This is a genomic window from Brevundimonas aurantiaca (assembly GCF_904830995.1).
Lineage (GTDB): Bacteria > Pseudomonadota > Alphaproteobacteria > Caulobacterales > Caulobacteraceae > Brevundimonas > Brevundimonas aurantiaca.
The window spans coordinates 2,852,049-2,874,308 of sequence record NZ_CAJGVD010000001.1 but is presented as its reverse complement, the minus strand read 5'-3'; the positions used below and the strand labels follow the sequence as shown (position 1 = coordinate 2,874,308).

General features: G+C 67.8%; 20 protein-coding genes. 5 read left to right on the top strand and 15 right to left on the bottom strand.

Annotated features, from left to right (window positions below; all coding sequences use genetic code 11):
* Positions 1-11: 11 nt before the first annotated feature.
* Positions 12-866 carry a hypothetical protein gene (locus JMT67_RS14130; protein WP_201463820.1) on the bottom strand — a complete coding sequence of 285 codons (855 nt, stop codon included), beginning with the start codon at positions 864-866 and terminating at the stop codon, positions 12-14.
* 88 nt (positions 867-954) lie between these two features.
* On the opposite strand from JMT67_RS14130, the gene JMT67_RS14125 reads away from it, so the two are divergent.
* Positions 955-2,364: an SLC13 family permease gene (locus JMT67_RS14125; RefSeq protein ID WP_201463819.1), complete on the top strand. Its 1,410-nt coding sequence runs from the start codon at positions 955-957 to the stop codon at positions 2,362-2,364.
* A gap of 7 nt (positions 2,365-2,371) precedes the next feature.
* Here the strand turns inward: JMT67_RS14125 and JMT67_RS14120 are convergent, their stop codons facing one another.
* From JMT67_RS14120 to JMT67_RS14070, 10 genes are read right to left on the bottom strand one after another with little or no spacing between them, the layout of a single operon-like run.
* Positions 2,372-3,397 carry a Gfo/Idh/MocA family protein gene (locus tag JMT67_RS14120; RefSeq protein ID WP_183217654.1) on the bottom strand — a complete coding sequence of 342 codons (1,026 nt, stop codon included), beginning with the start codon at positions 3,395-3,397 and terminating at the stop codon, positions 2,372-2,374.
* On the bottom strand, positions 3,394-4,380 hold the full coding sequence (locus JMT67_RS14115; RefSeq protein ID WP_224761312.1) for an MDR/zinc-dependent alcohol dehydrogenase-like family protein: 987 nt from the start codon (positions 4,378-4,380) through the stop codon (positions 3,394-3,396). The genes JMT67_RS14120 and JMT67_RS14115 overlap by 4 nt, the downstream gene beginning before the upstream one ends.
* Positions 4,364-4,870 (bottom strand): DUF1003 domain-containing protein, encoded by a 507-nt coding sequence (locus JMT67_RS14110; protein ID WP_183217652.1) that lies wholly within the window; start codon positions 4,868-4,870, stop codon positions 4,364-4,366. Before JMT67_RS14110 ends, JMT67_RS14115 begins: the two co-directional genes overlap by 17 nt.
* 19 nt (positions 4,871-4,889) lie before the next feature.
* Positions 4,890-6,965 carry a bifunctional glycosyltransferase/UDP-glucuronate decarboxylase gene (locus JMT67_RS16315; protein ID WP_233455895.1) on the bottom strand — a complete coding sequence of 692 codons (2,076 nt, stop codon included), beginning with the start codon at positions 6,963-6,965 and terminating at the stop codon, positions 4,890-4,892.
* The gene (locus tag JMT67_RS14095) at positions 6,962-8,053 is read right to left on the bottom strand and encodes a CgeB family protein (RefSeq protein WP_054765038.1); all 1,092 of its coding nucleotides are present in this window, start codon (positions 8,051-8,053) and stop codon (positions 6,962-6,964) included. The genes JMT67_RS16315 and JMT67_RS14095 overlap by 4 nt, the downstream gene beginning before the upstream one ends.
* Complete coding sequence (locus tag JMT67_RS14090) at positions 8,050-9,186, bottom strand: CgeB family protein (protein ID WP_201463817.1); 1,137 nt, start codon at positions 9,184-9,186, stop codon at positions 8,050-8,052. Before JMT67_RS14090 ends, JMT67_RS14095 begins: the two co-directional genes overlap by 4 nt.
* A complete protein-coding gene (locus JMT67_RS14085) occupies positions 9,183-10,289 on the bottom strand; it encodes a glycosyltransferase family 4 protein (RefSeq protein ID WP_201463816.1) in 1,107 nt (368 codons plus the stop codon). Before JMT67_RS14085 ends, JMT67_RS14090 begins: the two co-directional genes overlap by 4 nt.
* A complete protein-coding gene (locus JMT67_RS14080; protein WP_233455894.1) occupies positions 10,286-11,329 on the bottom strand; it encodes an SDR family NAD(P)-dependent oxidoreductase in 1,044 nt (347 codons plus the stop codon). Before JMT67_RS14080 ends, JMT67_RS14085 begins: the two co-directional genes overlap by 4 nt.
* Positions 11,326-12,438, bottom strand: a complete 1,113-nt coding sequence (locus tag JMT67_RS14075) for an NAD-dependent epimerase/dehydratase family protein (RefSeq protein WP_201463814.1) — start codon at positions 12,436-12,438, stop codon at positions 11,326-11,328. The genes JMT67_RS14080 and JMT67_RS14075 overlap by 4 nt, the downstream gene beginning before the upstream one ends.
* 13 nt (positions 12,439-12,451) lie before the next feature.
* Entirely contained in the window at positions 12,452-12,721 is a 270-nt protein-coding gene (locus JMT67_RS14070; protein WP_201463813.1) for a hypothetical protein, read from the bottom strand.
* A gap of 265 nt (positions 12,722-12,986) precedes the next feature.
* Here JMT67_RS14070 and JMT67_RS14065 point away from each other — a divergent pair, with 265 nt between their 5' ends.
* From JMT67_RS14065 to JMT67_RS14050, 4 genes are read left to right on the top strand one after another with little or no spacing between them, the layout of a single operon-like run.
* Entirely contained in the window at positions 12,987-14,102 is a 1,116-nt protein-coding gene (locus JMT67_RS14065) for an inositol-3-phosphate synthase (RefSeq protein WP_201463812.1), read from the top strand.
* Complete coding sequence (locus JMT67_RS14060; RefSeq protein ID WP_233455893.1) at positions 14,099-14,686, top strand: histidine phosphatase family protein; 588 nt, start codon at positions 14,099-14,101, stop codon at positions 14,684-14,686. Before JMT67_RS14065 ends, JMT67_RS14060 begins: the two co-directional genes overlap by 4 nt.
* Positions 14,679-15,470 carry a TIGR04290 family methyltransferase gene (locus tag JMT67_RS14055; RefSeq protein WP_201463810.1) on the top strand — a complete coding sequence of 264 codons (792 nt, stop codon included), beginning with the start codon at positions 14,679-14,681 and terminating at the stop codon, positions 15,468-15,470. Before JMT67_RS14060 ends, JMT67_RS14055 begins: the two co-directional genes overlap by 8 nt.
* On the top strand, positions 15,467-16,399 hold the full coding sequence (locus JMT67_RS14050) for a glycoside hydrolase 5 family protein (RefSeq protein WP_201463809.1): 933 nt from the start codon (positions 15,467-15,469) through the stop codon (positions 16,397-16,399). Before JMT67_RS14055 ends, JMT67_RS14050 begins: the two co-directional genes overlap by 4 nt.
* On the opposite strand, the gene JMT67_RS14045 is transcribed toward JMT67_RS14050, so the two are convergent.
* The 4 genes from JMT67_RS14045 to JMT67_RS14030 form a co-directional block, all read right to left on the bottom strand.
* The gene (locus JMT67_RS14045; protein ID WP_201463808.1) at positions 16,374-17,483 is read right to left on the bottom strand and encodes a pectinesterase family protein; all 1,110 of its coding nucleotides are present in this window, start codon (positions 17,481-17,483) and stop codon (positions 16,374-16,376) included. The two genes, JMT67_RS14050 and JMT67_RS14045, sit on opposite strands and share 26 nt — an antisense overlap.
* A 73-nt stretch (positions 17,484-17,556) precedes the next feature.
* Positions 17,557-20,535, bottom strand: a complete 2,979-nt coding sequence (locus tag JMT67_RS14040; RefSeq protein WP_233455892.1) for a TonB-dependent receptor — start codon at positions 20,533-20,535, stop codon at positions 17,557-17,559.
* Between the two features lie 149 nt (positions 20,536-20,684).
* Positions 20,685-21,623: a FecR family protein gene (locus tag JMT67_RS14035; protein ID WP_201463806.1), complete on the bottom strand. Its 939-nt coding sequence runs from the start codon at positions 21,621-21,623 to the stop codon at positions 20,685-20,687.
* Complete coding sequence (locus JMT67_RS14030; RefSeq protein ID WP_233455891.1) at positions 21,620-22,180, bottom strand: sigma-70 family RNA polymerase sigma factor; 561 nt, start codon at positions 22,178-22,180, stop codon at positions 21,620-21,622. The genes JMT67_RS14035 and JMT67_RS14030 overlap by 4 nt, the downstream gene beginning before the upstream one ends.
* Positions 22,181-22,260 lie beyond the last annotated feature (80 nt).

Below are 22,260 nucleotides of genomic sequence, written 5' to 3'. Positions count from 1 at the left end.
GACGACCGCCGTCAGCCCCCCCGCCACTCGCTGAGCAGCTTGCCGCTCGCATCCTCAAAGGCCACGCGGTCCAGGCGAACCGCGCCGATACAGACCGGCCGCTGATCGGGGCCGGCGGCGCGGCAGCGGATGGCGCGGCCGTCGGCGAAGGCGGCCATTCGCCCTTCCAGCACCAGCCGGTAGCCGTCTGACGGCGCCGGAGGCGGCTGGTCCCCTTCGCCCCTTACGACATATTCATAGGCGCGACCGTTGCGGCGGCCGGTGCGCGGACCGTCCTGGTCGAAGACCGCCGCCAGGCCCGCGGTCTGGGGAGACGGGGCGACGGAGCCGCCGGCCAGGGGATCGCCCTGGACGCCGGGGCAGCTCTCGGTCCTCAACCAGGGACGGGTCAACCAAAAGCCCTCGGCGGCCTCCCAGCTGTCGGCGCCCCCGGCGATCAGGGCGGAGTCGGTCCAGTCGCCCGGCGCCAGCGTCAGCTTCAGGGTTCGCCGCCGATCGCCCCAGGACCAGCGGGCCAGGCCGTCGCCGGACGCAGCGTCCCCGGCGGGCGGCGTGCCGGGCCCCGTGCAGCCGAAGACCTGACGCACCGCAAAGCGCCGACCGACCAGGTCCGTGCCGCCGACCTCGCGCCCCGCCGCATAGGCCGAAGCGGCCACGTCCATGGCCTGCAACAGGCCCGCCCGGTCCAGGGTCGGCGCCGGCGCGACCGAGACGACCGGGGCCTGGGTCTGGTGTTGGGGCTGAGACGGAGCGGCTTCAGGCGCCGGCTCCTCGCGCTGACAGCCCGCCAGGACGAGACCGAGGAGGAGGACAGACGCCGCGAGCGCGACGACCGACGGGCGAGGCGACGCGATCGGTTCGAGCATGAACCAAGCCTAGCATAAGGTCGGTCGCTTTTGGGGCGGCCCTGCGAAAAAGGTTGACGAAGGGCGCGGAGAACGGTCTGCACGGCCTATGACTTTCGACCAGATGGTTGCCCTGGCGGTGCTGATCGGCGTGGTCGGCGTCCTGATCCACGGCAAGCTGCGCGCCGACGTCGTCGCCCTGAGCGGCGCCGCCGTCCTGCTCCTGCTGGGCGTCGTGCGGCCGGTCGAGGTGCAGAGCGCCTTCGCCAGTCCGGCCGTCATCGCCCTGGCCGGCTTGTTCGTGATCGCCTACGCCATCGAATTGTCGGGCCTGCTGGGCCTGCTGATCCGGCAGGCGACCGGTCTGGCGGCCCGCGTCGGGGCCCAGGGCATCTGGATCGTCATCGGCCTGTGCGGCGCGGTCGGGGGCTTTTTGAACAACACCCCCGTGGTCGTCCTGGCCGCGCCGGTGATCCGCGACGTGGCCCAGTCGCTGAAGCTGTCGCCCAAACGTTTTCTGATGCCGCTGAGCCATGTCACCGTCATGGGCGGGCTTCTGACCTTGATCGGCACCTCGACGAACCTGTTGGTCAACGACATGGCGCGCAACGCCGGCCAGCCGGTCTTCGGCCTGTTCGAGATCACGCCGGTGGGTCTGTTCATCGCGATCGTCGGCGGCCTGTGGCTCTATTTCTTCGGGGCGCGACAGCTGGGTCGTTCCGTCGCCCAGGACGAGGCCCAGGCCGCGCGGCTGGCCGAGATGGAGGCGGCGCGACGACGCGCCGAGGCCGAGGCGGCGAAGCGGCGCAAGCGCCTCATCCCCTTCGGTCTGCCGCGCCTGGGCGAATCCCGAAATCAGGCGGACGGGTCGGGGGACGCCCATCTGGGCGACGTCACCCTGTATGAGGCGGCGGACCGCCCCTTCCGGCTGCGCCCGGCCATGATGTCCCTGGCGGTCTTCGTCCTGGTGATCGCCTCAGCGGCCCTGGGCTGGGCGCCGATCGCCGCCTCGGCCTTCGCCGGGGCCGTGGCGCTGATCCTGCTTCGGGTCATCACGCCGGAGGAAGCCTACGCCGGCCTGAGGCCGGAAATCCTGCTGCTGATCGCCGGCATGGTGGTGGTCGGAACCGCCATTGAGGTGACCGGCCTCGCCGCAGCCGGCGCCGAGCGACTGATCGACGTCATCCGCCCCATGGGGCCGTTCGGCGCCCTGGTCGTGCTCTATGGCGTCACCCTGTTTGCGACGGAGCTTTTGTCCAACGCGACCGTCGCCGTGCTGATCACCCCCATCGCCGTCGCCCTGGCGGAGAGCCTGGGCGTCGATCCCCGGCCCTTTTTGGTCGGGGTCATGATGGCCGCCTCAGCCGCCTTCGCCACCCCCTTCGGCTATCAGACCAATGTGCTGGTCTTCAACATGGGCGGCTACAGCTACATGGACTTCGTTCGCGTGGGGCTTCCGCTGAACCTGGCGACCTGGGTCGCGGCCATGGTGGCGATCCCGATCGTCTTTCCGTTCTGATCAAGCCTCAGGCTGCGGCGGCGTAGATCCGGTCCAGGGTCCGGGCCACCTCCACCAGCCGCTCGACCTCAGGGTCGTATCGTTTCCCTTCCGCCAGGGCTTGAGCCCAGGCTTGAGCGGCGCGGCCGCCCCAGTCGTCCGGCGGCGACGCCAGAACGCGCCGCGTCACCCCTTCAAACGCCGTGGCCTCGAAATCATAGAAGGAGCCGCCGAGATTGCGCAGGGCCGCCCCGCCCCGCTCGCCGTAAAAGGCCGCTTCGATCACCGCGTCCTGGCCCGCAGGCAGTCGCCATGAACAGGCCAGGCGGACCACCGCGCCGGATTTCAGGATCAGGGTCGCGACGGCGTAGTCTTCCGCCTCCTTGCGACCAGCCAGGGGGCGACCCTGCCGCCGCAGATTCGCCTCAACCCCCGCCACCGCGTCATCCAGCAGCCACAGACACAGATCGACCAGATGGACGCCTAGATCCATGACGCATCCGCCGCCAGAGAGAGCCGCGTCGTAGAACCAGGGCTTGTCCGGCCCGTAGGCGTTATGGAAGGTCAGATCGACCGCGTGAATGCGGCCCATAACCCCTAACTCAAGCTGGGTCTTCAGAGCCTGAACGGCGGCGGTGAACCTGTAGCTGAGGTCCACCGCCAGCAGCCGGTTCGCGCGGCGGGCGGCGGCGATGGCGGCCTCGGTCTCCTGCGCGTTCCGGCCCAGCGGCTTCTGGCAGAAGACGGCGACGCCGGCGTCCAGGGCCCGTTGCGCCTGATCGGCGTGAAGCGCGCTGGGTGTGGCGATCACCAGACCGTCAAGATCCTGGGCCAGCAGATCGTCGAGGTCGGGGCAGACCGTCGCGTCAGGGGCGAGAACCAGGGCCTCGCGCGCCATGTCCGGGTCGGGCTCGGCGACGGCGACCGCCTCGATCCGGCCGGCGTCCAGCATGGCCGCCATCCGATGCCGCCCGATCCAGCCCACGCCCAGGAATCCCACGCGCGGGCGACGCAGTTCAGACGACGCGCCGCGTTGCAGAAGCAGATCGGTCATCGCATCCTCACCACCGCCTTGAGGAAGCCGTCCGGTCGGTCGCGGGTGGCGTCCAGCGCCTGGTCCAACTGTTCCAGCGGATAGGCGTGGGTGATCAGGTCGTTGAGGTCCAGCTGCCCTGAGCGCACCGCCTCCACGGCCTCGCGCACCCCTTCAGCATAGACGGCGGGATCGCGCTCATGGGCGTTGACGACATCCAGGCCGCGCCAGTTCCACAGCTGCATATTGATCTGCCGCGGGCCGTCCTGGTGATAGCCGGCGATGACCAGCCGACCGCGTTCACGGGTCAGTTCGGCCGCCAGGTCCAGCGGCCAGGCCTTGCCGACCGCCTCGATCACCACATCGCAGAACCGCCCCTCCGTCAGTTCGGAGACCCTGGCGATCAAGGCGTAGTGGTCGTCCAGCGCCAGGGTTTCGACCGCCCCCATGCGACGGGCGACGTCCAGAGAATAGGGCCGCCGGGAAAGGGCGATGACGCGGGCGCCCGCATCAGTCGCCAACCGTGTCAGGATCGCCCCCAGAAAACCAATTCCGACGATGGCGACGGTCTGACCGGGCGAGATCCCGCTGCGCCGAAAGATGTTCATGGCGCAGCCCAGGGGTTCGCCCGCAAACGGCAGGCCGTCCAGTTCGGACGGCAGGGGCACCACCGCCGCCTGATCGGCGACGTCATATTCGGCGAAACTGCTCTGGGACAGGGCCGCGACCCGGTCGCCGACCGCGACACGCGATACGCCCTCGCCGACCGCATCCACGACGCCCCACCCTTCGTGGCCCAGCCCGCCGGGCGGCGTTGGAAAGGTCATCCAGTCCGGCCCCGCCCAAGGCGTCAGATTGGAGGCGCAGACGCCGCAGCCCTCCAGCCTGATCCGGACCTGACCCACGCCGGGTTCAGGCCTGGGCACGCGCTGCACCTCCAGTTGACCGGGGCCTGTGACGACCGCCGCGCGCATGGTGTGCGTCTGGTCAAGAACCTCTGTCATCGTCTTCCTCATTTGATCGCGTGATCTGATCGAGAACGGCGTCCGGCGCGACGTCGCGGCGCAGCTCGTCCAGGTGCGGGTCCGTCTCCGAAAGTCCCGCGTGCGCGGCGAGGCGACCGACCAGATCAATCAGCCGGGTGATTTCGTGTTCGGCCAGCAGATTGATCTGCAGATCCAACTCCGCCCGCCCGTGCTCCGCCGCCGCCATCCGGTTCTGGCTGATCAGGACGAAGGTCGACAGGAAGATGGCCTCCACGGAGGCGGCCATGGCCAGGACGACCAGGGTCTCGTCGAAACGCCACGGCTCCGGAGCCAACAGGTTCCAGAGGATCCAGCCGCCGAAAATCAGCAGGTGCAGCAGCACGAACCCCATGCTCCCCGCGAATCCGGTGATGCGCTGGGCGAGCCGTTCCGGCCATGGCGCCGCCTCGGCCGCCTCTTTTCGCTGCGCACGCATGGCCTCGATATTGCGCCGCAGAACCTCCGCCATGTCGCCGTCGGCCCGCACCTCAGGCGCTGAGGGCCGGACGGTCGCTGACCACAATCGGGCGATCGGCGTCGAACCAGTTGATGGTGCGGCGCAGACCGTCAAGCAAGGCGGTGGTCGGGCGCCAATCCAGGACTGCATCGGCCTTGGCGATATCCGGACGGCGACGCCGCGGGTCGTCGGCGGGCAGCGGTCGGTGGACGATTCCGGAGCCGGAGCCGGTCAGATCAAGAATGACCTCGACCAGTTCGGACACCGTCAGCTCGACCGGATTGCCGAGGTTGATCGGTCCCGGCTGCGGTCCCTCATGCTCCATCAGGGCGATCAGGCCGCCGATCATGTCGTCCACATAGCAGAAGGACCGGCTCTGGCTGCCGTCGCCATAGATGGTGATCGGCGCGTCCGAAAGGGCCTGGGTGATCAGGTTGGAGACGACCCGACCGTCGGCCGCCGACAGGCGCGGCCCATAGGTGTTGAAGATCCGCGCCACGCGAACCTCGGCTCGCCCCGCCCGATCATAGTCAAAGACCAGGGTCTCGGCCGCCCGCTTGCCCTCGTCATAGCAGGCGCGCGGGCCGATCGGATTGACGTTGCCGCGATAGGTTTCCGGCTGGGGATGGACCTCCGGATCGCCGTAGACCTCGCTGGTGGAGGTCAGCAACAGACGCGCGCCGGTCTTCTCGGCCAGTTGCAGCAGGTTACGAACCCCGAGGATGCAGGTCAGCATCGTATGCTCCGGATCCTGCTGATACTGCGGCGGCGAACCGGCGCAGGCCAGGTCGTAGATGCGGTCAAACCGACGGGCGGTGATCCGCTCCGGCAGGGGGTCGACGATGTCGTGGCGCACGAACTCGAACCGCGGCTGTTTCATTGCGTCCTTGAGGTTCGCCAGGTCGCCCGTCTGCAGATTGTCGAGGCAGACGACGTGGCGACCTTCCGCCAACAACCGGTCGCACAGGTGCGAACCGAGGAAACCGGCGCCGCCGGCGACCAGGACGGTGCGGGTGTCGGATATGGACTTCATAGGTCGGTCCTTCGTCTTGGCCCGTAGAGCCGCGATCAACTCACGCTCCAGAGTGTGGGCGCGGTGGGAGGGGGTGTGTTCTGACAGGATGCGACGGCGCGCGGCCTCGCCCATCGCGCGAGCCTGATCCACAGGCGCGGACAGCGCCTCGATCACCGTCTCGGCGTCGTCGGCCAGCAGGATCTCCTCGCCCGGGGTGAAGAGCGTCTCGATGCCAGGCCAGGCGTCCGAAATGATCGGGCAGCCGCAAGAGCCGGCCTCGAACAGCCGGATCGAGGGGCTGTGCCCGGCCGCCCGCATGTCCACGCGAGTGACGTTCAGGGTGAAGCGGCTGGCGGCGTAGAAGGCCGGATGGTCGGCCGGGGGCAGATGGTCGATCCGCTCGACATTCTGGGGCCAGTCGATGTCATCGGGATACTGAGGGCCCGCCACCACGAAGCGACGATCCGACATACGCCGGGCCGGCTCCAGCAGCAGGCGCTCCAATGTCGGCTGACGATCCGGGCTATAGGTGCCGAGGTAGGACAGATCCCACCGCGGAGCGGCGGCTTGCGGTCGATAGGCCTCGGGGTCCGCCGAACAATAGAGGGCGCGGGCCGCCGGCGCGCCGTGGTCGCGCTCCAGACGCTCGAGCATCGCCCCGCCGGTGAAGGAGAAATAGATGTCGTAGTTCGCAATCTGGTCGGCTCGCAGATAGTCGCAATCGTCTTGCGCCAGCCGGGCCAGGGTCACAGGGGTGTCGATGTCGTAGAAGGCGACCACGCCCGTCGCCGTGCGACGCGCCCACCGGCCGACCTCGATCCCCTCGGGCACGTATGAGCCGACCAGGACGGCGTCTGCGCTGCGCACCTCGTCCGCAAAACGCTCCAGATCCTGCAGATTCGAATAGAAGTCGAGGCGGCAATAGGGCGGGTCCGACACATCGCGATGCGCCGCATACCAAGGGGTTTCCCGCTCCAGGAACACCACCTCGTGCCCCCGGTCCGCGAAGGCGGACAGCAGGGCGCGGAAGGTCACGGCGTGGCCATTGCCCCAGGCGGACGACAGGCTGAGCCCCAGCACGACCAGCTTCATGCCGCGCTCCTTTCGCGGCGCGCCGCAAGCCGTTCGCGGAACAGGGCGTCCACCGCCTCGGCCCGCTGGGCGTAGGTATGATCGGCCAGGACGCGGTCGCGCGCCGCCCGGCCGATGGCCTGCGCCCGTTCCGGCGTCAGGGCGGCCAGATGCGCCGCCACGTCCTGGCCGTCGCGCGCCACCAGCACTTCGACGTCCGGCTTCAGAAACTGTTCGACGCCTTCCCAATAGTCGGTGATCAGGCAGGCCCCGGCGCCGGTGGCCTCGAACACCCGCGTGGCGGGCGAGAAGCCGACCTCGGCCATGCTGTCGCGGGCGACGTTCAGCACCGCCAGGGGCGTACAGTTGAAGGCGTTGTGCTGGGCCGTGCCCACATGACCGATGGTCTGGACGTTCGCCGACATGGCCTTGTCGGCCCAGCCGTTGCCGCCCAGCAGAAACCGGCGTTGCGGCAGGGCGGCGGCGGGCTCCAGAAAGAAGGTCTCGATCCGGCGTTCCCGATCCGGCAGTCGATTGGCCAGGAGCGCGAGGTCGGCGGAGAAGCCGGGGTCCGGCTGGACGGGATGATGGGTGGCGGGATCGAGCGCATTATAGATCGGACGGCAGTCGCGGGCGCCGAGCGCTTGGAACGCCTGCACGACCGGAGCGCCGCCGCCATAGGTCAGGACGTGATCAATCTGCGGCAGGACCCGCCGCAGCGGATGATCGGGCGCGGCCTTCACCTCCGCCAGGGTGGCGGGGGCGTCCACGTCCCAGTAGACGGTCAGGGCGTCGGGGCGCGCCAGGTCGAACACGCCCAGCAGGACGTCGTCGAACACGCCGACGCCGGAAGCCTTGACCACTACGTCGGCCTCCACGGCGCGCGCCATGGCTGTCTTGCAGCCTTCGACGGTGTTGTCCCACACCACCACCTCAGCCCAGTCCGGCGCATCAATGTCGCGATGCTGCTGCCGGTCGAAGGCGTCGGGTTCCAGAAACAGGATGTCCCATCCGCGTTCGGCCAAGGCGCCCAGCAGGCCGCGATAGTAGGTGGCCGCGCCGTTCCAGTAGGACGACAGCAGGCTGGAGCCGTAAAAGGCGATCTTCATTCCGCAATCTCCATGACGGGGTGGAAGGTTGGAGCGGGATCGGCGGCGGGCGCGCCGAGCCGCCCCAGCACCGCCATCAGTTCATCGACCCGGTGTGCGCAGGTGTGGCGGGCGCGGATTGCCGCCAGTCCGTGCTCGGTCAGTTCCGCGCGCAGGCCGGCGTCCGACTTGACCGCCCGGAGCGCCGAAGCCATTTCGCTGCCGGAGCGCACCATCAGGAAGTCACGACCGACCTCGAACAGGCCCTCGCTGTCCGTCCACGGCGCGCTGATCAGGGGGATTCCACAGGCCAGGGCTTCGAACACGCGAATGGTCGGAATGCCCGGAAGCGTCTCGACGTAGAAACGGCGCGGGACGTGAACGGTCGCCAGGCGGCGCGCGAACACTTTCGGCGCCGCCGCATTGGGCAGCCAGCCGTGATAGCGGACGTCGTAGCGGTCCAGCAGCCGCCGCGCCGCCTCGGGATAGCGGACGCCGTAGAGATCAAGTTCAAGGCCGCTCGCCGCCGCCGGGGCGAACAGAAATCGCTCCAGTTCCGCGGTCCGCTCCCCGTCGCCCCAGTTGCCGACCCAGACCAGTCCTTCCCGGCGCTGCTGCTCAAGCGGAGGATGGAACAGGCGGACGTCGGCCGCCTCATGCCAGACGAAGACGCGATCGCCCCAGCCCCATCGGCGATACACCGCCGCCAGGGTTTCACCGAAGGCGAGCACCCCGTCATATTCCGACAGGTCGAAAGCCTGCATGGCCTCCGGCTCGCTGACGGCCCGGTGGTGGGTGTCGTGAAACAACAGAGTAAAGCGGCCCCGCCCCCGCGCGCGACCGACGGCCGCCACCAGCGCCGGATCGTTCCATTCATGCACGATGACCAGGTCCGCCCCGTCCAGCGCCCGATCCACATCGAGGGGCGGATGGAAGCGGCGGCTGACCAGTTCGGGATAGGCTTGCCGATAGGGCGCCAGTCCTTCTTCGCCATGGTCCGCGACCAGATTGGCGCGGCTCCAGGCGTCGTGCGGCTCCCACGCCTCGACCTGATGGCCGCGGGCGATCAGTTCGCGCAGCACCCCACGCAGGAAATGCGCATTGCCGTGGTTCCAGCACGACTCCAGCGAATGGGTGAAATAGACGATCTTCACGCGGCCGCCTCCCCGAAGGGGACGCGCTGGGCCAAGGCCTCGGCATAGACGGCCAGGGTTCCCTCGACCATGGCCTCGAGGCTGAACTGTTCGGCGCGCTCGGCCGCCAGCCGTCCCAGGCGGCGCGCGCGGTCGGCGTCTTCCAGCAGTTCATCCAGAACGACCGCCAGCGCGGCGTCGTCTTGCGGAGAGACGAACAGCGCCGCCCCCTCCCAAAGCTCGCGGAAGGTCGGAATATCGGCCAAGACCAGGGCGCATCCCGCCTGGGCCGCCTCCAGCACGCCCAGGCCGAAGGGCTCGTAAAGCGACGGGGCGCAGAAGATTGACGCCAGTCGAAGCCTTTGCTGCAAGTCGGTGGGGCCCAGCGCGCCCAGGGGCTGGATCCGGTCCAGATGAACCGACTGACCGTTCGGTCCTTCAAGCGGACCGGCGGCCTCGACCCGGCCCCGCATCCGTCGGGCGGCCCGTTCGAGGGTCGCAATATTCTTGCCCTCGTCCCACAGCCGGCCCGAGGTCAGAACCTGCCGGCGCCGGGGAACCGGGCGGGTTCCAATGGGACGGCGGCCGTTTCGAACCGTAGCGGGCAGGACGCCGTAGCGCGCCGCCGTCGTCTGCATGAAGGCGAAACTGGGGGCGATCAGACGGTCACAACGCCGGTAGCCCTGGGCGAGCCGCTCCGTCCGCCAGGCGAAATCCTCCGGCAAGGCCGTTCCACGCACCGCGTCCCACCAGGTCGCCACGCAGGAGTGACAAACCCCGACCACGGGCGCGCCCCAGTCCTCGTCGCCCCGCAAGGCGGGGCTGTTGAGGTGCACCAGATCCACGCCGTTCTGGCCCGCCAAACCGCGCAGGGCCCGCGCCGTCTGGTCCAGCGGGCGGGGACCGTCCGCCAGCCAGTCGAGCGTCCCCCCCGCATCGACCAGCGTGAGCCCCTCAATCTGTTCGGCGGCTCGTCGCTGGGCGGGACGGGGCGCAGGGCCCGACACGGCTAGGGTGATGCGGACGCCGCGCGCCGACAGGCCTTCCGCCAGATCCAGCGCATAGGTCCAGACGCCGCCCACGGCGTCGGTGGTCATCAGCACGTGAAGGGGGACCAGACTCATGCCGCCGCAGAGCCGATGCGGGCGTCCAGTCGCCGTTCCGCCCGCAGCCAGCCCGCCAGGTCCGACACGCCCGGCCGCCAGGGCTTGACCGCGCCCAGCCCCAAGGCGCGATGGGCCGCCGAGGCGTCGGCGACGAAGTAGCGCTGATCCCCGGCCCGCCAGTCCTCAAACTGCAGTTCGGTCGCGCGGCCGATCAGCCGGTCGATATGAGCGATCAATCCCCTCAGGCTGACGGCGTTCTCAGGCCCGCCGCCCAGGTTGAAGGCGCGGCCCGACACGGCCTCGATCCGCTCCCAGGCCGCGACATAGGCGTCGACCGCGTCGGACACGTCCAGAATATCGCGCACCTGCCGGCCGTCGCCGTAAAGGGTTATCGGGGCGCCTTCCAGCGCCCGGATCAGGAAATGGGCGACCCAGCCCTGGTCCTCCGTACCCATCTGACGGGAACCGTAGATGCAGCTCATCCGCAGCACGCAGGTCGGCACGTCGTAGCTGCGGGCATAGTCCAACACATACTGGTCGGCCGCGCCTTTGGAGCATCCGTAGGGCGTGTGGAAGTCCAGCGGCCGCCGTTCGTCCACGCCCCGCGTCCGCAGGGCCGCATCCGTCGGCAGCCAGGCCTCGTTCTGAACGCCCAGCTCGATGTCGCCCAGGTCGCCGTAGACCTTGTTCGTGCTGGCGAAAACGACCGGAGTGCGTCGCCGGCGCGCCGCCTCCAGGACGTTCAGCGTCCCGACCAGATTGACGTCGAAGTCGTTGCGGGGATCAGCCAAACTGGTCGTCACCGCCACCTGGGCGGCCAGGTGAAAGACCACGTCCGCCTGGGCGATCGCCGTCTCGACCGCCTCGGTCTGGCGCACGTCAGCCGCCAGGTGCCGGACCTGTGCGCCGTGGCGCAGCAGCAGCCATTTGAGGTTTCCCTCCACCCCCGGCCGCGCCAGGGTGTCCAGCACCACGATCTCATGACCCTGGCCGGCCAGGCGGTCGGCGAGGTTGGAGCCGATGAAACCGGCGCCGCCCGTGATCAGGACCCGGCTCATGCCACCAGCCCCCGACGTTCCAGCTCGCCGCGCGCCTGATCGACCCGGTCCTGGGCTTCCTGACGCGCCACCCATTCGGCCAGTTCCTCAAGACCTGCCGCGAAGTCCTGACGTGATTCATAGCCGAGTTGCTCGCGGGCCTTCGTCAGATCGGGAATATTGTGGCGGATGTCGCCCGCCCTGGCCTTGTTGGTGATCAGTGGCTCGATATCGGGCCGCCCCATCGAGGCCGCCTGCAGCCGCGCCACGTCCTCGACGGTGCGGTCCTCCCCAGAGCCGATGTTGAAGACCTGCCCATTCGCGTCCGGCTTCTCCAGCGCCAGAAGGAAGGCGCGCGCCACGTCCGAGACATGCACGAAGTCGCGTCTCTGACGGCCGTCCTCGAACACCATCGGCGACTGACCGTTGGCGATGCGGGAGGCGAAGATGGCCAGGACGCCGGTGTAGGGATTGGAAAGGGCCTGCCCCGGCCCGTAGATGTTCCAGAGCCGCAGGGCGCAGCTTTCCATCCCGTATTGGGCCGTCAGGGTCAGGGTGAGCCGTTCCTGAACGAATTTGTTGATCGCATAGACGCTCTTCAGCGCCGGCGACTTGGTCTCTGGCGTCGGCACGGGGATCAGCGCCCGCCCTTGGTCGTCCGTGGGGTCCCATGAGCCGTCCGGGTTGCGGGCGCCGCGCACCACCTCCTGACGCAGATCGCCGTCTTCAGTTCGGTACAGGCCCTCGCCGTAGATGCTCATTGAGGAGGCGACGACCACCCGCTGCACCGGCTGGTCGATCAACTGCTGGAACAGCACCGCCGTGCCGTAATCGTTGACCGAGGTATAGCGGTCGATCGCATACATGCTCTGGCCGACGCCGACCTCCGCGGCGAGGTGAACGACCTTGTCCACCCCCTGAAGCGCCGCCCGGACCCGGTCCTCGTCGCGAATGTCGCCGACCACCAGTTCGACCTCGGGGTCCAGTTCGTCGGGCCGCGCGCCAGTGGGGTGAACCTGCTCGATCAGGCTGTCCAGCGCCCTCACCCTGTGGCCTTGTTCAAGCAGGGATCGGGCGAGATGACGGCCGACGAAGCCCGCGCCGCCGGTGATCAGGACAGTGTTCGCCATGGGGATCTCCGGCTCAGCGCTGCACGAACTTGGAGAAACGGCTCGTCTCGCCGCCGCTCGTCTGGTCCTGCGCAAGCAAGGCCAGGTCGCTGTCTTCGAAGATGCGGAAGAAGTCGTCCCAGGAGATCTCCTCCAGCGCCTCTTCCTTGTCGCCGAAGTCGAACCTCAGCACCCCGCCGCCGTCGGCGTCGGCCGTGCTGGCCACGCGAGAAGGCCTGGCGCCGCGGGCCTCGGCCCAGGCGCGGATGTCGTCATGATCAGTCAGGCGGTTCGCTTCGGACATGGTGCAGCTCCGGCAGGTTCACCCGAGCAACAGCTTCTTCTACCCATCTGTTCCGATATTCGGAGCGTTCAATTTTGAACATATTGCGCCAGCACTTCCCTTTCCGCCTTTTCTTTCAATGTTCAAAATTCGACACAAGAACATCTATCGTCCGCTTCGATCCTTGATCTGACGGATACTTGGCCATTTCACGGAACCGGGAGCTTTGTAGATCCTTCCTTTTGCTGCGGCCGATCGGGCCGCGGAACGGCGAAGGGACCAGCCAATGCAGCGAAAATCCGTTCGGATCGGCGTCGTGGGCGTGGGCAACTGCGCCTCGTCTTTCGTTCAGGGCTTGGCCCATTATGCGGCAGCCCCCAGCAACGCCCCTCCGCCCGGGCTGATGAACGTCGAACTCGGCGGTTATCGTATGGAAGACATGGAGATGGTCAGCGCCTTCGACATCCATGCGGCCAAGGTCGGCCGCGACCTGTCGGACGCCATCTTCGCCCCGCCGAACAACACCTTCCGCTTCGCCTCCCCCGGCCCCTCCGGCGTCACCGTCCAGCGCGGACCGACATTAGACGGGATCGGCCGATACATGATCGACGACCTGGAAGAGAGCGCCGCTCCTTCCGTCGATGTGGCCCAGGCCTTACGCGACAGTGGAACCCAGGTGCTGGTTTCCTACCTGCCCGTGGGATCGCAAAAGGCCACCGAATATTACGCCGAACAGGCGCTGCGGGCCGGCTGCGCCTTCGTCAACTGCATTCCCGTCTTCATCGCTTCGGACCCAGCCTGGGCGAAGCGCTTCAGCGACGCCGGACTGCCCCTCATCGGCGACGACATAAAGAGCCAGGTCGGCGCCACCATCGTTCACCGGGTGCTGGCCAATCTGATGCGTGAGCGGGGCGTGCGCGTGGATCGCACCTATCAGCTCAACTTCGGCGGCAACTCCGACTTCAAGAACATGCTGGAGCGCGAAAGACTGACGTCGAAGAAGATCTCCAAGACCCAGGCGGTCACCAGCCAGTTCGAGACGCCGCTGGCCGACGACGACGTCCATGTGGGCCCCAGTGATTTCGTCCCGTGGCTGACCGACCGCAAATGGGCGCACATCCGTCTGGAGGGCACCACCTTCGGCGACGTGCCGATCAGCATGGAGGTCAAGCTGGAGGTCTGGGACAGTCCCAACAGCGCAGGCGTCGTCATCGACGCAGTCCGGTGCGCCAAGGTGGCGATGGATCGCGGCGTATCCGGGCCTCTGATCGGGCCGTCCAGCTGGTTCATGAAATCCCCCCCGGAACAGTTCACGGACGAGGAGGCGCGCGAGCGGACGCTGCGTTTTATCCGCGGCGACGAGCCCGCCCCTGCCCCGCGCGCCGCTCGCATGGTCTCGTGACGATCATCCACCTGATCCGACACGGAGCCCACGACCTTGTGTCCCGACGGCTTTGCGGACGCACTCCTGGCGTGGGTCTGAGCGACACAGGAAGACGTCAAGCCGAGGCTTTGGCGCGCGTCCTCCCCCGACTTGATCGGGTGCTGACCAGCCCCCTGGACCGGACGCGAGAGACCGCCGCCGTGATAGCCGCCGCCCACTCTGGGCGGCTCGAAGAGGAAACCGCCTTGAACGAGATTGATTTCGGGGACTGGACCGGCCGGGATTTCGCCCAACTGGACGCCCTGCCCGAATGGCGCCGGTGGAACGCCGCTCGCGACCAGGGGCGGGCGCCGAACGGAGAGTCGATGCTGGAGGTCCAAGGCCGCCTGTCCCGCTGGCTGGAGACGATGGCGGCCGCCGACGCCGGAGCCGTGGCGGCGGTCAGCCACGCCGACGTGATCAAGTCGGTCGTCGCCCTGACTCTGGGGCTTTCGCTGCGACACCACGATCGGTTCGAGATCGCGCCGGGCTCGATCACCACCGTCTCGGCGACGCCGGAACGCCTGTCCCTTCTTCGCCTGAATGAGGTTCCGCATGGCTGAACTCAGCGCCGCGCAGGTTCGCGCTCGGGTGGCCGAACTCGGCCCCTGGTTTCACAATATGGAGCTGAAGGGGGTTCGCACCGCGCCGGATCACTTCCTCCACGACTATCCCGCCAACAAGTTCGCCCGCTTCGCCCATGTGATCCCCGATGATCTGAGCGGCCGCAGCGTGCTCGATATCGGCTGCAACGCCGGCTTCTACTCGCTGGAGATGAAGCGGCGGGGGGCGGACCGGGTGATGGGCGTCGATTTCGACGACCGCTATCTGGACCAGGCGCGGCTCGCCGCTGAGGTCGAAGAGGCGGATATCGAGTTCCGCAAACTGTCCGTCTACGACCTGGCCAAACTCGGCGAACGGTTCGACCTCGTCATCTTCATGGGCGTCCTCTACCACCTGCGCCACCCGCTGCTGGCGCTGGACCTGATCCACGAGCACGTGGCCGACGACCTGCTTCTGTTCCAGTCGATGCAACGCGGCGCAAACGACATCTTTGAACCCGAAATCGACTACGACTTCAGCCAGACGGCCCATTTCGACCGGCCCGACTATCCGAAGCTGCACTTCATCGAGCACCGCTACGCCCGCGACTGGACCAACTGGTGGGCGCCCAACGCCTCGGCCAGCGCGGCCATGCTGCGCAGCGCGGGGTTCCAGGTGTTGGATCGACCGGAGGAGGAAGTCTTCCTGTGTCGCCGCACAGAACGGCCGACCGAGGCCGGCGCCGTCTATCCCGCCCGCTCGCCCCTCAACGGCCATGACAAGACCAAGGAGCCGCGCCGATGATCGAGGCCGTCAAGATCTGGAACGAACCGAACAACAAGTCCCACTGGGACCCCCTGCTGGACCCCGAATGGGCGCGTTTCGCCGAGATGACGCGGCTGGCCGGGGCCGCTGTCCGGGCCGAGAATCCCACGGTGACCCGCGTCCTGGGCGGCATGTCCCCCATCGACCCTTCCTTCGTTCGGCGACTGGAGGAGATGGGGGTGATGGAGGCGATCGACGTGGTCGCCGTCCATGGTTTTCCCCTGGACTGGAACCTGTGGCCCATCGACGAATGGCCCGCGCGAATTGACGAGATCAAGGCGGTCACCGACAAGCCGGTCTGGGTGACGGAGGTCGGGGTCTCCGCCTTCGGCTCCGAAGAGGTCCAGGCCTGGGGCGTGAAAAAGACCGCCGAACTGCTGATCGGCAAGGCGCCCCGCATCCACTGGTACAGCCTGTACGACCTGCCCCGCACATGGGAGGCCACGACACGGCATCGGGAGGCTGAGGGGTCGTCCTACTACCGGCACTTCCACATGGGCCTGTTGCGAGAGGACGGCTCGCCCAAGGCCGCGCTGGAGGCCTTCCGGCCCTATGCGGCCGACATGGGGGTCTGCCAGTGGTTTCACTTCCAGGATCACAGGCTGGACGATGCGGTCCGATGGCTGAAGGACCTGGGCGTACGTCGGCTGCGCACCGGCCTGTCCTGGGCGGACCGTTATCGCGACGGCGCCCTGGACTGGTTCGACCGGCAGATGGAGACCTTAGCCGACTTCGACGTGACCGTGACCTTCTGCTTCACGCCCGAGCATCGCGGTCTGGAGCCCCACCACACCAGCCCGCCGCAGGTCGCCGAAGAGTTCGCAGACTTCTGCGCCGAGATGACCGCCCGCTATGCGCCGGCCAGACCGCAGGATGCGGCGATCAGCCCAGCACGACTGATCGCGTGATGCGCCCGGCCTCGTCTGCAGACAGGCGGCGCCCCCGCCCGAAGTCGGCGGCGCCCGGTCCGGTCGAGCCGAAGGTCGCGAAGCGCGCCTCCTCTGGCTGAAGCATGGTGCGCGGATTGCCGTCGCGCCCCGTGTACCACATCTCCGTCCAGCCCTCCGGGGCGATGTGGTCGTCCATCCAGCAGCCCAGAAAGGCGGCCGCGCCGACGTAACGGGGATCGCCGTATCGCCCATCGGGAAAGGCGCTGGACGGCCGCCATGGTCGGCCCAAGAAGACGGAGCCCGGACGAACATCGGCGTCCTTGGTCAACCGGCAGTCTTTGAAGACGAAGCCGAACGGCTGATCGATCGGGGTGCTGGGCGCGGTGACGTAACCCTCGATCGGATCGGCCGGACGTGTGCGCGATCGGATTTCGCAGCCTTCGAACCAGGCGCGCCCGCCGCCGAAGATGAAGTCATAGCTGCCCGTGATCAGACAACGGTTGAACAGGGTCGATCCCGCATCGGGGAACAGGGTGTCCTGGTAGCTGAGGATGTCGCAGGCGCGCACCACCGCCCGGTCGGAGCCCTTGTCCATCATCAAGGCGACCGCCTGGGGGCCGGCGCCGTTGTGAGAATGCAGGCCGTTCGACTTGGTCATCTCCGCCAGGCCGTCGAAGGCGTTGTTGATCGTCAGGGTCTCGGCGTGAAAATCCGGGGCGCGGACGAACAGAGTCGCCGTGCGGAAGGTGCCCCAGGGCCGCCCGTCCGGCGCCGCCAGTCCGGAGGCGGCTAGGTGGTTGATCACTGAACCGCTGCGGTCTTCACCGATCAGATGAACGAAGGGCTTGTCCACCACCACCTGTTCGGTCCAGATCCCGCGCGTGATCAGGATGCGGAACGGCCGCGTCCCATTCGCCGGGGCGGCGGCGATGGCGGCCGACAGGCTGGGATAGGCCGGGGCGGCGAAGGTCCGCCCCGAGGCGGGTTTGGCGACCACCGCATCATAGGCCCGCGCCGCCGACCAGGCGGGCGGACCGGCCGTTGCGAGCGGCAAGGCGGCGCCGGCGGCCAGGACAGAACGACGATGAAGCAGCGGGTTCATGGCGTCTCCGAATGAAAAGCGGGCGCCGACCGGCGAACCGGCCGACGCCCATCCTCGGGAGGGGAGAGGATGACTAGAAGCTGTAGCGGACGCCGAAGTTGTACTGCCGGCCGGTGTGCGAATAGACGTAGATGCTGTCGCGACGGCTGTCCGTATATTGCTCGTTGAAGGCGTCGGTCAGGTTCAGCCCTTCGAACGTCAGCTTGATGCGGTCGTTCAGGGCGTATGAGGCCGAGGCGTCCACCGTGACGATGTCGCGCACCCCGTCGATGTCGTTGGTGCTGGTCCCGCTGGGCACGGCCGTCAGATAGCGGTCGCGATAGGCGGCCGAGACGCGGGCGCTGAACCGATCGTCCTCGTAATAGAGGGTGGCGTTATAGGCCGTTTTCGACAGGCCGATCAGGTCGTTCTCGACAAAGCCGGTCGGGGACCGCGACGAGATATAGCTGATCTTGGAATCGACCAGGGTGACGTTGAAGATGGCGCCCAGATTGTCGAAGGGTCCGGGCAGGAAGCTGAACGGCTGCTGGTAGCTGACTTCGATCCCCTTCAGCGGACCGCCCTCGGTGTTGACCGGCTGGCTGAACAGGAAGACGTCGCTGGGCGAGACCCCCAGGCCGTTCAGCAGTTCGAGCGGCAGACCCGACTCATTGAACGGGCGCGAGGTCCTGGACGTCTGAATGTAACTGTCGATGTCCTTGTAGAACAGACCGACCGACAGCAGGGCTTCCGGCGCGAAATACCACTCGGCCGAAAGGTCGTAGGTGGTGGCCCGGATGGGGTCCAGATAGGGGTTGCCCGAGCTGACGCTGAAGACGCCCACGGTGCTGAGGCTGCCCCCGGGCGTGACACTGCCCAGGTTCGGACGGGTCATGACCTTGGCCGCGCCGAAGCGGACCAGGAAGTCCGGCGTCACTTCAGCAGTGACGTTCAGGGCGGGCAGGACGTCGTCATAGTCGCGGTCCACCGTCGTCTGCTGCGCCGCTCCGGCGACCAGCTGATAGCCGGTCGAGCTCTGTTCCGTCTTCACATAGCGCACCCCCACGTCGCCGCGGATCGGCACGCCGGCCAGTTCGGTGGTGAAGTCCAGTTGCAGATAGGCGGCCGAATCCTTCTCCGTCACGCTGCGGATATTGCCGCGCGCATTGCTGTTGGACGCCCCGCTCAGCTCGAACAGGCCCGTGTTGCTGTAGATGTCGAACAGGTCCGCGAAGGCCTGAAGGTTCGGCGCGATCCAGCTGGTGACCGTTCCGGCCGGCGCGTCCAGGTTCCGGCCGAAGCCGCTGACCAGTTCGGTCAGGCTGGCCAGGGTCACCCCGGCCGGCAACTGGGGCACCACGCCTTCATTGACCCGCGCCAAGGCCCAGGAATCGAACTCATATTCCTTGTAGTTGACGCCGGCCTTCAGGGTCAGGGACGGATTGAAATCATAGCCGGCGTCAAACTGGGCTGTCTTGATGGTGTTGGTCACGCCCTGAGGCCGCAGACGGATTTCCGAGCGGGCGGCGCCGAAATTATAGGCCAGCGGATCGGTGACGTCATAGCCGAAGCCGATCAGCGGCGCGTTCCGGTTCTCACGGTAGTCGTAGAAATAGTTATCCGAATTCTCGCGGTTCAGGATGACCGTGGTCTGGATCGGATTGTCGAAGTCCGACTTGGAGTAGCCGACCAGACCCTTCACCCGGAAGCGATCGCTGAAGTCGTGCTCCAGGCTCAGCGTCGCCTGGGTGTATTTGGTGTCCAGCTCGTCAAAGCGGGTTTCGGTCTCCACATCGACGTCGTCGAACAGACCATAGACCATGTCGCCGTTCGCATCGATGACGCCGTCGCGAACGATGATTTCAGGCCGGCCGCCCTGGGAGGCGTTGCGGGCGAAGGACAGGGCTTCCAGCCAGTTCTCCTGCCGCGTCGCCTTGAAATCGGAATAGAGGAGATCAAGGTTGATCAGCGTCTGTTCCTGCGGGCGGAACTGCAGCGAACCCGTCAGGCCCAACCGCTCCTGATCATGGGTCAGACGGCCGTAGCGGGGAAAGCGCGGCGAATAGACGTCCGCCCGGCGCGCATCGGCGAAGGGTGAAGCCGGATTGTATCCGCCCGCCTCGGTTCCGTTCAGCCAGCCGCCGGACCCGTGGCCTTCCTCCAGCAGACGCCGCTTGGTGTAGGCGACCGAGACCAGGGCGCCCAGGCGGCCGTCCATCCAGGTGTTGCTGGCCAGGGCGGCGAACCGGGGGTCCCATTCCTGCGACAGATCATTGTAGCCGTACTGACCCGACAGGACCAGGTTGGCGCCGGCGTAGTCGAAGGGCCGGCCGGTCTGCAGATCGACGGTGGCGCCCAGCGAGCCTTCCTCCGTCTCGGCCGAGGCCGTCTTGCGCACGGTGATGCTGTTGAAGAGTTCCGAGGCGAAGACGTTGAAGTCGAAGGCGCGGTTGCGGTTGGCGCCGCCCGAGCTGTCGGTGCCCGAGGCCGTGCTCTGACCCTCCACGCCGTTGATGCGCACGCGGGTGAACTGCGGTCCCAGGCCGCGCACGGTGATCTGTCGGCCCTCGCCGGCGTCGCGGGCGATGGAGACGCCCGGCACCCGCTGGATGGATTCCGCCAGGTTTGCGTCCGGGAAGTCGGCCATGTCCTCGGCCTTGATGACGTCCACGACGCCGTTGGCGCGGCGCTTGGTCGTCAAGGCGCTGCTGAGCGAGGCGCGGAAACCGGTTACCACAATCGAGTCGACTTCAGAGACCGGATCCTGCGTCTCATCCCCCTGGGCGACGCGGGTGTCGCGGGCGAGGACGGCGGTCCGTCCGTCGTTGGACGCGACGACGAGGTTGGTGCCGGCGAGCAGTCGGTCCAGGCCCTGCTGCACGCTCAACACCCCCTGAACCGCGCCGGTCTGCTGCCCCGCCACGGCGTCGGAGGACGCCAGGAGCTGGAGATCCGCCTGCCGGGCGAAGGCCGGCACGCCGGTCGCGGCGGGCTGCGCCGGCACGTTGAACTGCCGCGTCTGCGCGTGGGCGGCTCCGGCCGAAGCCAGGGCGATGGTGCTGACGGCGATCATGAGCGACGCGCGAGCGTCGAATTGTGGCGCGAATGGCATGCGCAGGCCCTCCCTTTTCTGTTTCCTGTTCCCGGACCCTTCTGACGAGGGTTCCATTCAAGCGATGATCAGGCGCGCACTTTCCGTCACGCGCCCGTCATTTTTCTTCTTCAGCCGCCCAGAACGATGACGGTGTCGGAAACCTGGACCGATGCGCCGTGCGCGACGGCGACCGCCCGTGCGAAGCTGTCGGGCTCGTTCGTGCGGAACCAGCCCACCACGCGGCGCCCCTCCAGGGCCGGGTCGCTGATGATGATCTTGCGGCTGTTGTAGCGATTGAACTCGGCGGCGGCGGCGGCGACCGTGTCGCCGTCAAGCACCACCTGACCGTCGCGCCAGGCCAGGGCGCGCTCCGCCTCCAGGGGGCGGCTGACGGGACGCGCCGCGCCGGCCTTGTCGCCGATGAAGACCTGTTCGCCCGCCTTGACGCGCCGCCGTGCGCCGCCGGGGTCGTCGACGCTCCAGACCTCGACGACGCCTTCGGTCACCATGACCTGGGCGCCGATGCTCTTGCGGCGCACGGAAAAGGCGGTGCCGACCGCCTGCACCCGCACCGCGCCGGCCTCGACGACGAAGGGGCGGGCGGCGTCCTTGGCGACCTGGAACCAGGCCTCGCCGCGCTCGATCGCGACCTCGCGGCGGCGCGGCTTCAGGCTGACCTCGACCACCGTATCGGTGTTGATCGCGGCCAGAGAGCCATCCTCCAGGGGCACCCGGCGGATCTCGCCCAGACGAGTGGACAGTCGCTGGCGTTGCAGGGCCGAGACGAAAACACCGCCGGCCGTCAGCGAGGCGGCCAAGCCGGCCGCCCCCGCCAGGACCCAGCGCCGGGCCGGCCGACCTGTCGTCGCCCCGGGTTCAGCCGCCTGGGCGGGCGCGGCGGCTAAACAATAGGCCGCCTGCGCTCGCGCCAGCGCTCCGCGGTGACGCCGATCCTGGGTCAGCCAGGTCTCCAAGGCCGCGCGTTCGACGTCCGGCAACGGGCGATCCAGCTTCACCGCCCAGGCGGCCGCTTCCGCGTCGATGGGATTCAGGTCGGAAGCGCTCATGCCTTGCGCCTCGTCATGGCCGGCGCCTCCTCGGCGGCCAGGGCGGCCAGAATCGCCTTCAGCCCACGCGCGGCTTCGTTCTCGACCACGTTCTCGCTGACACCCAGTCGGCGTGCGATCTCCCGCTGCGACAGACCCAGAATGCGCCGCATCTCGAAGATGCGCCGGCATCGGTCGGGCAGACGGCTGATGATCTGCATCACGCGTTCAAGTTCCTTGCGCCCGGCCGCAATACGCTCCGGAGACGGTTCGTCCCACTCGATGTTCAGACCGTCGATTTCCGTCACGGTTTCGAAGCGGACGACGCGTTGCCGACGCAGCTGTTCGAGAACGATCGACCGGGCGGTCTGGAAGAAGTAGGCGCGGGGGCTGCGGATGCGGCCTGGATCGTCCAGATCGACCAGTCGGCAATAGGCCTCCTGGATCACATCGTCCGTTTCGGAGGCGGCGACCAAGGACTGGGCGAGCCAGCGGCGGACGTCCGCCTCATGCGGCAGAACCTCGCGCGCCAGCCAGCGCACGGCCTCCTCGCTTGGAATGCTCAGTCTGGTCGCCACAGGCCCCTCCATCCGATGACGATGAGCGGCGCGGCCGTTTCCGTCAAAGGCCGCCGAACGAGGGAGAAAAAAGTTCGACG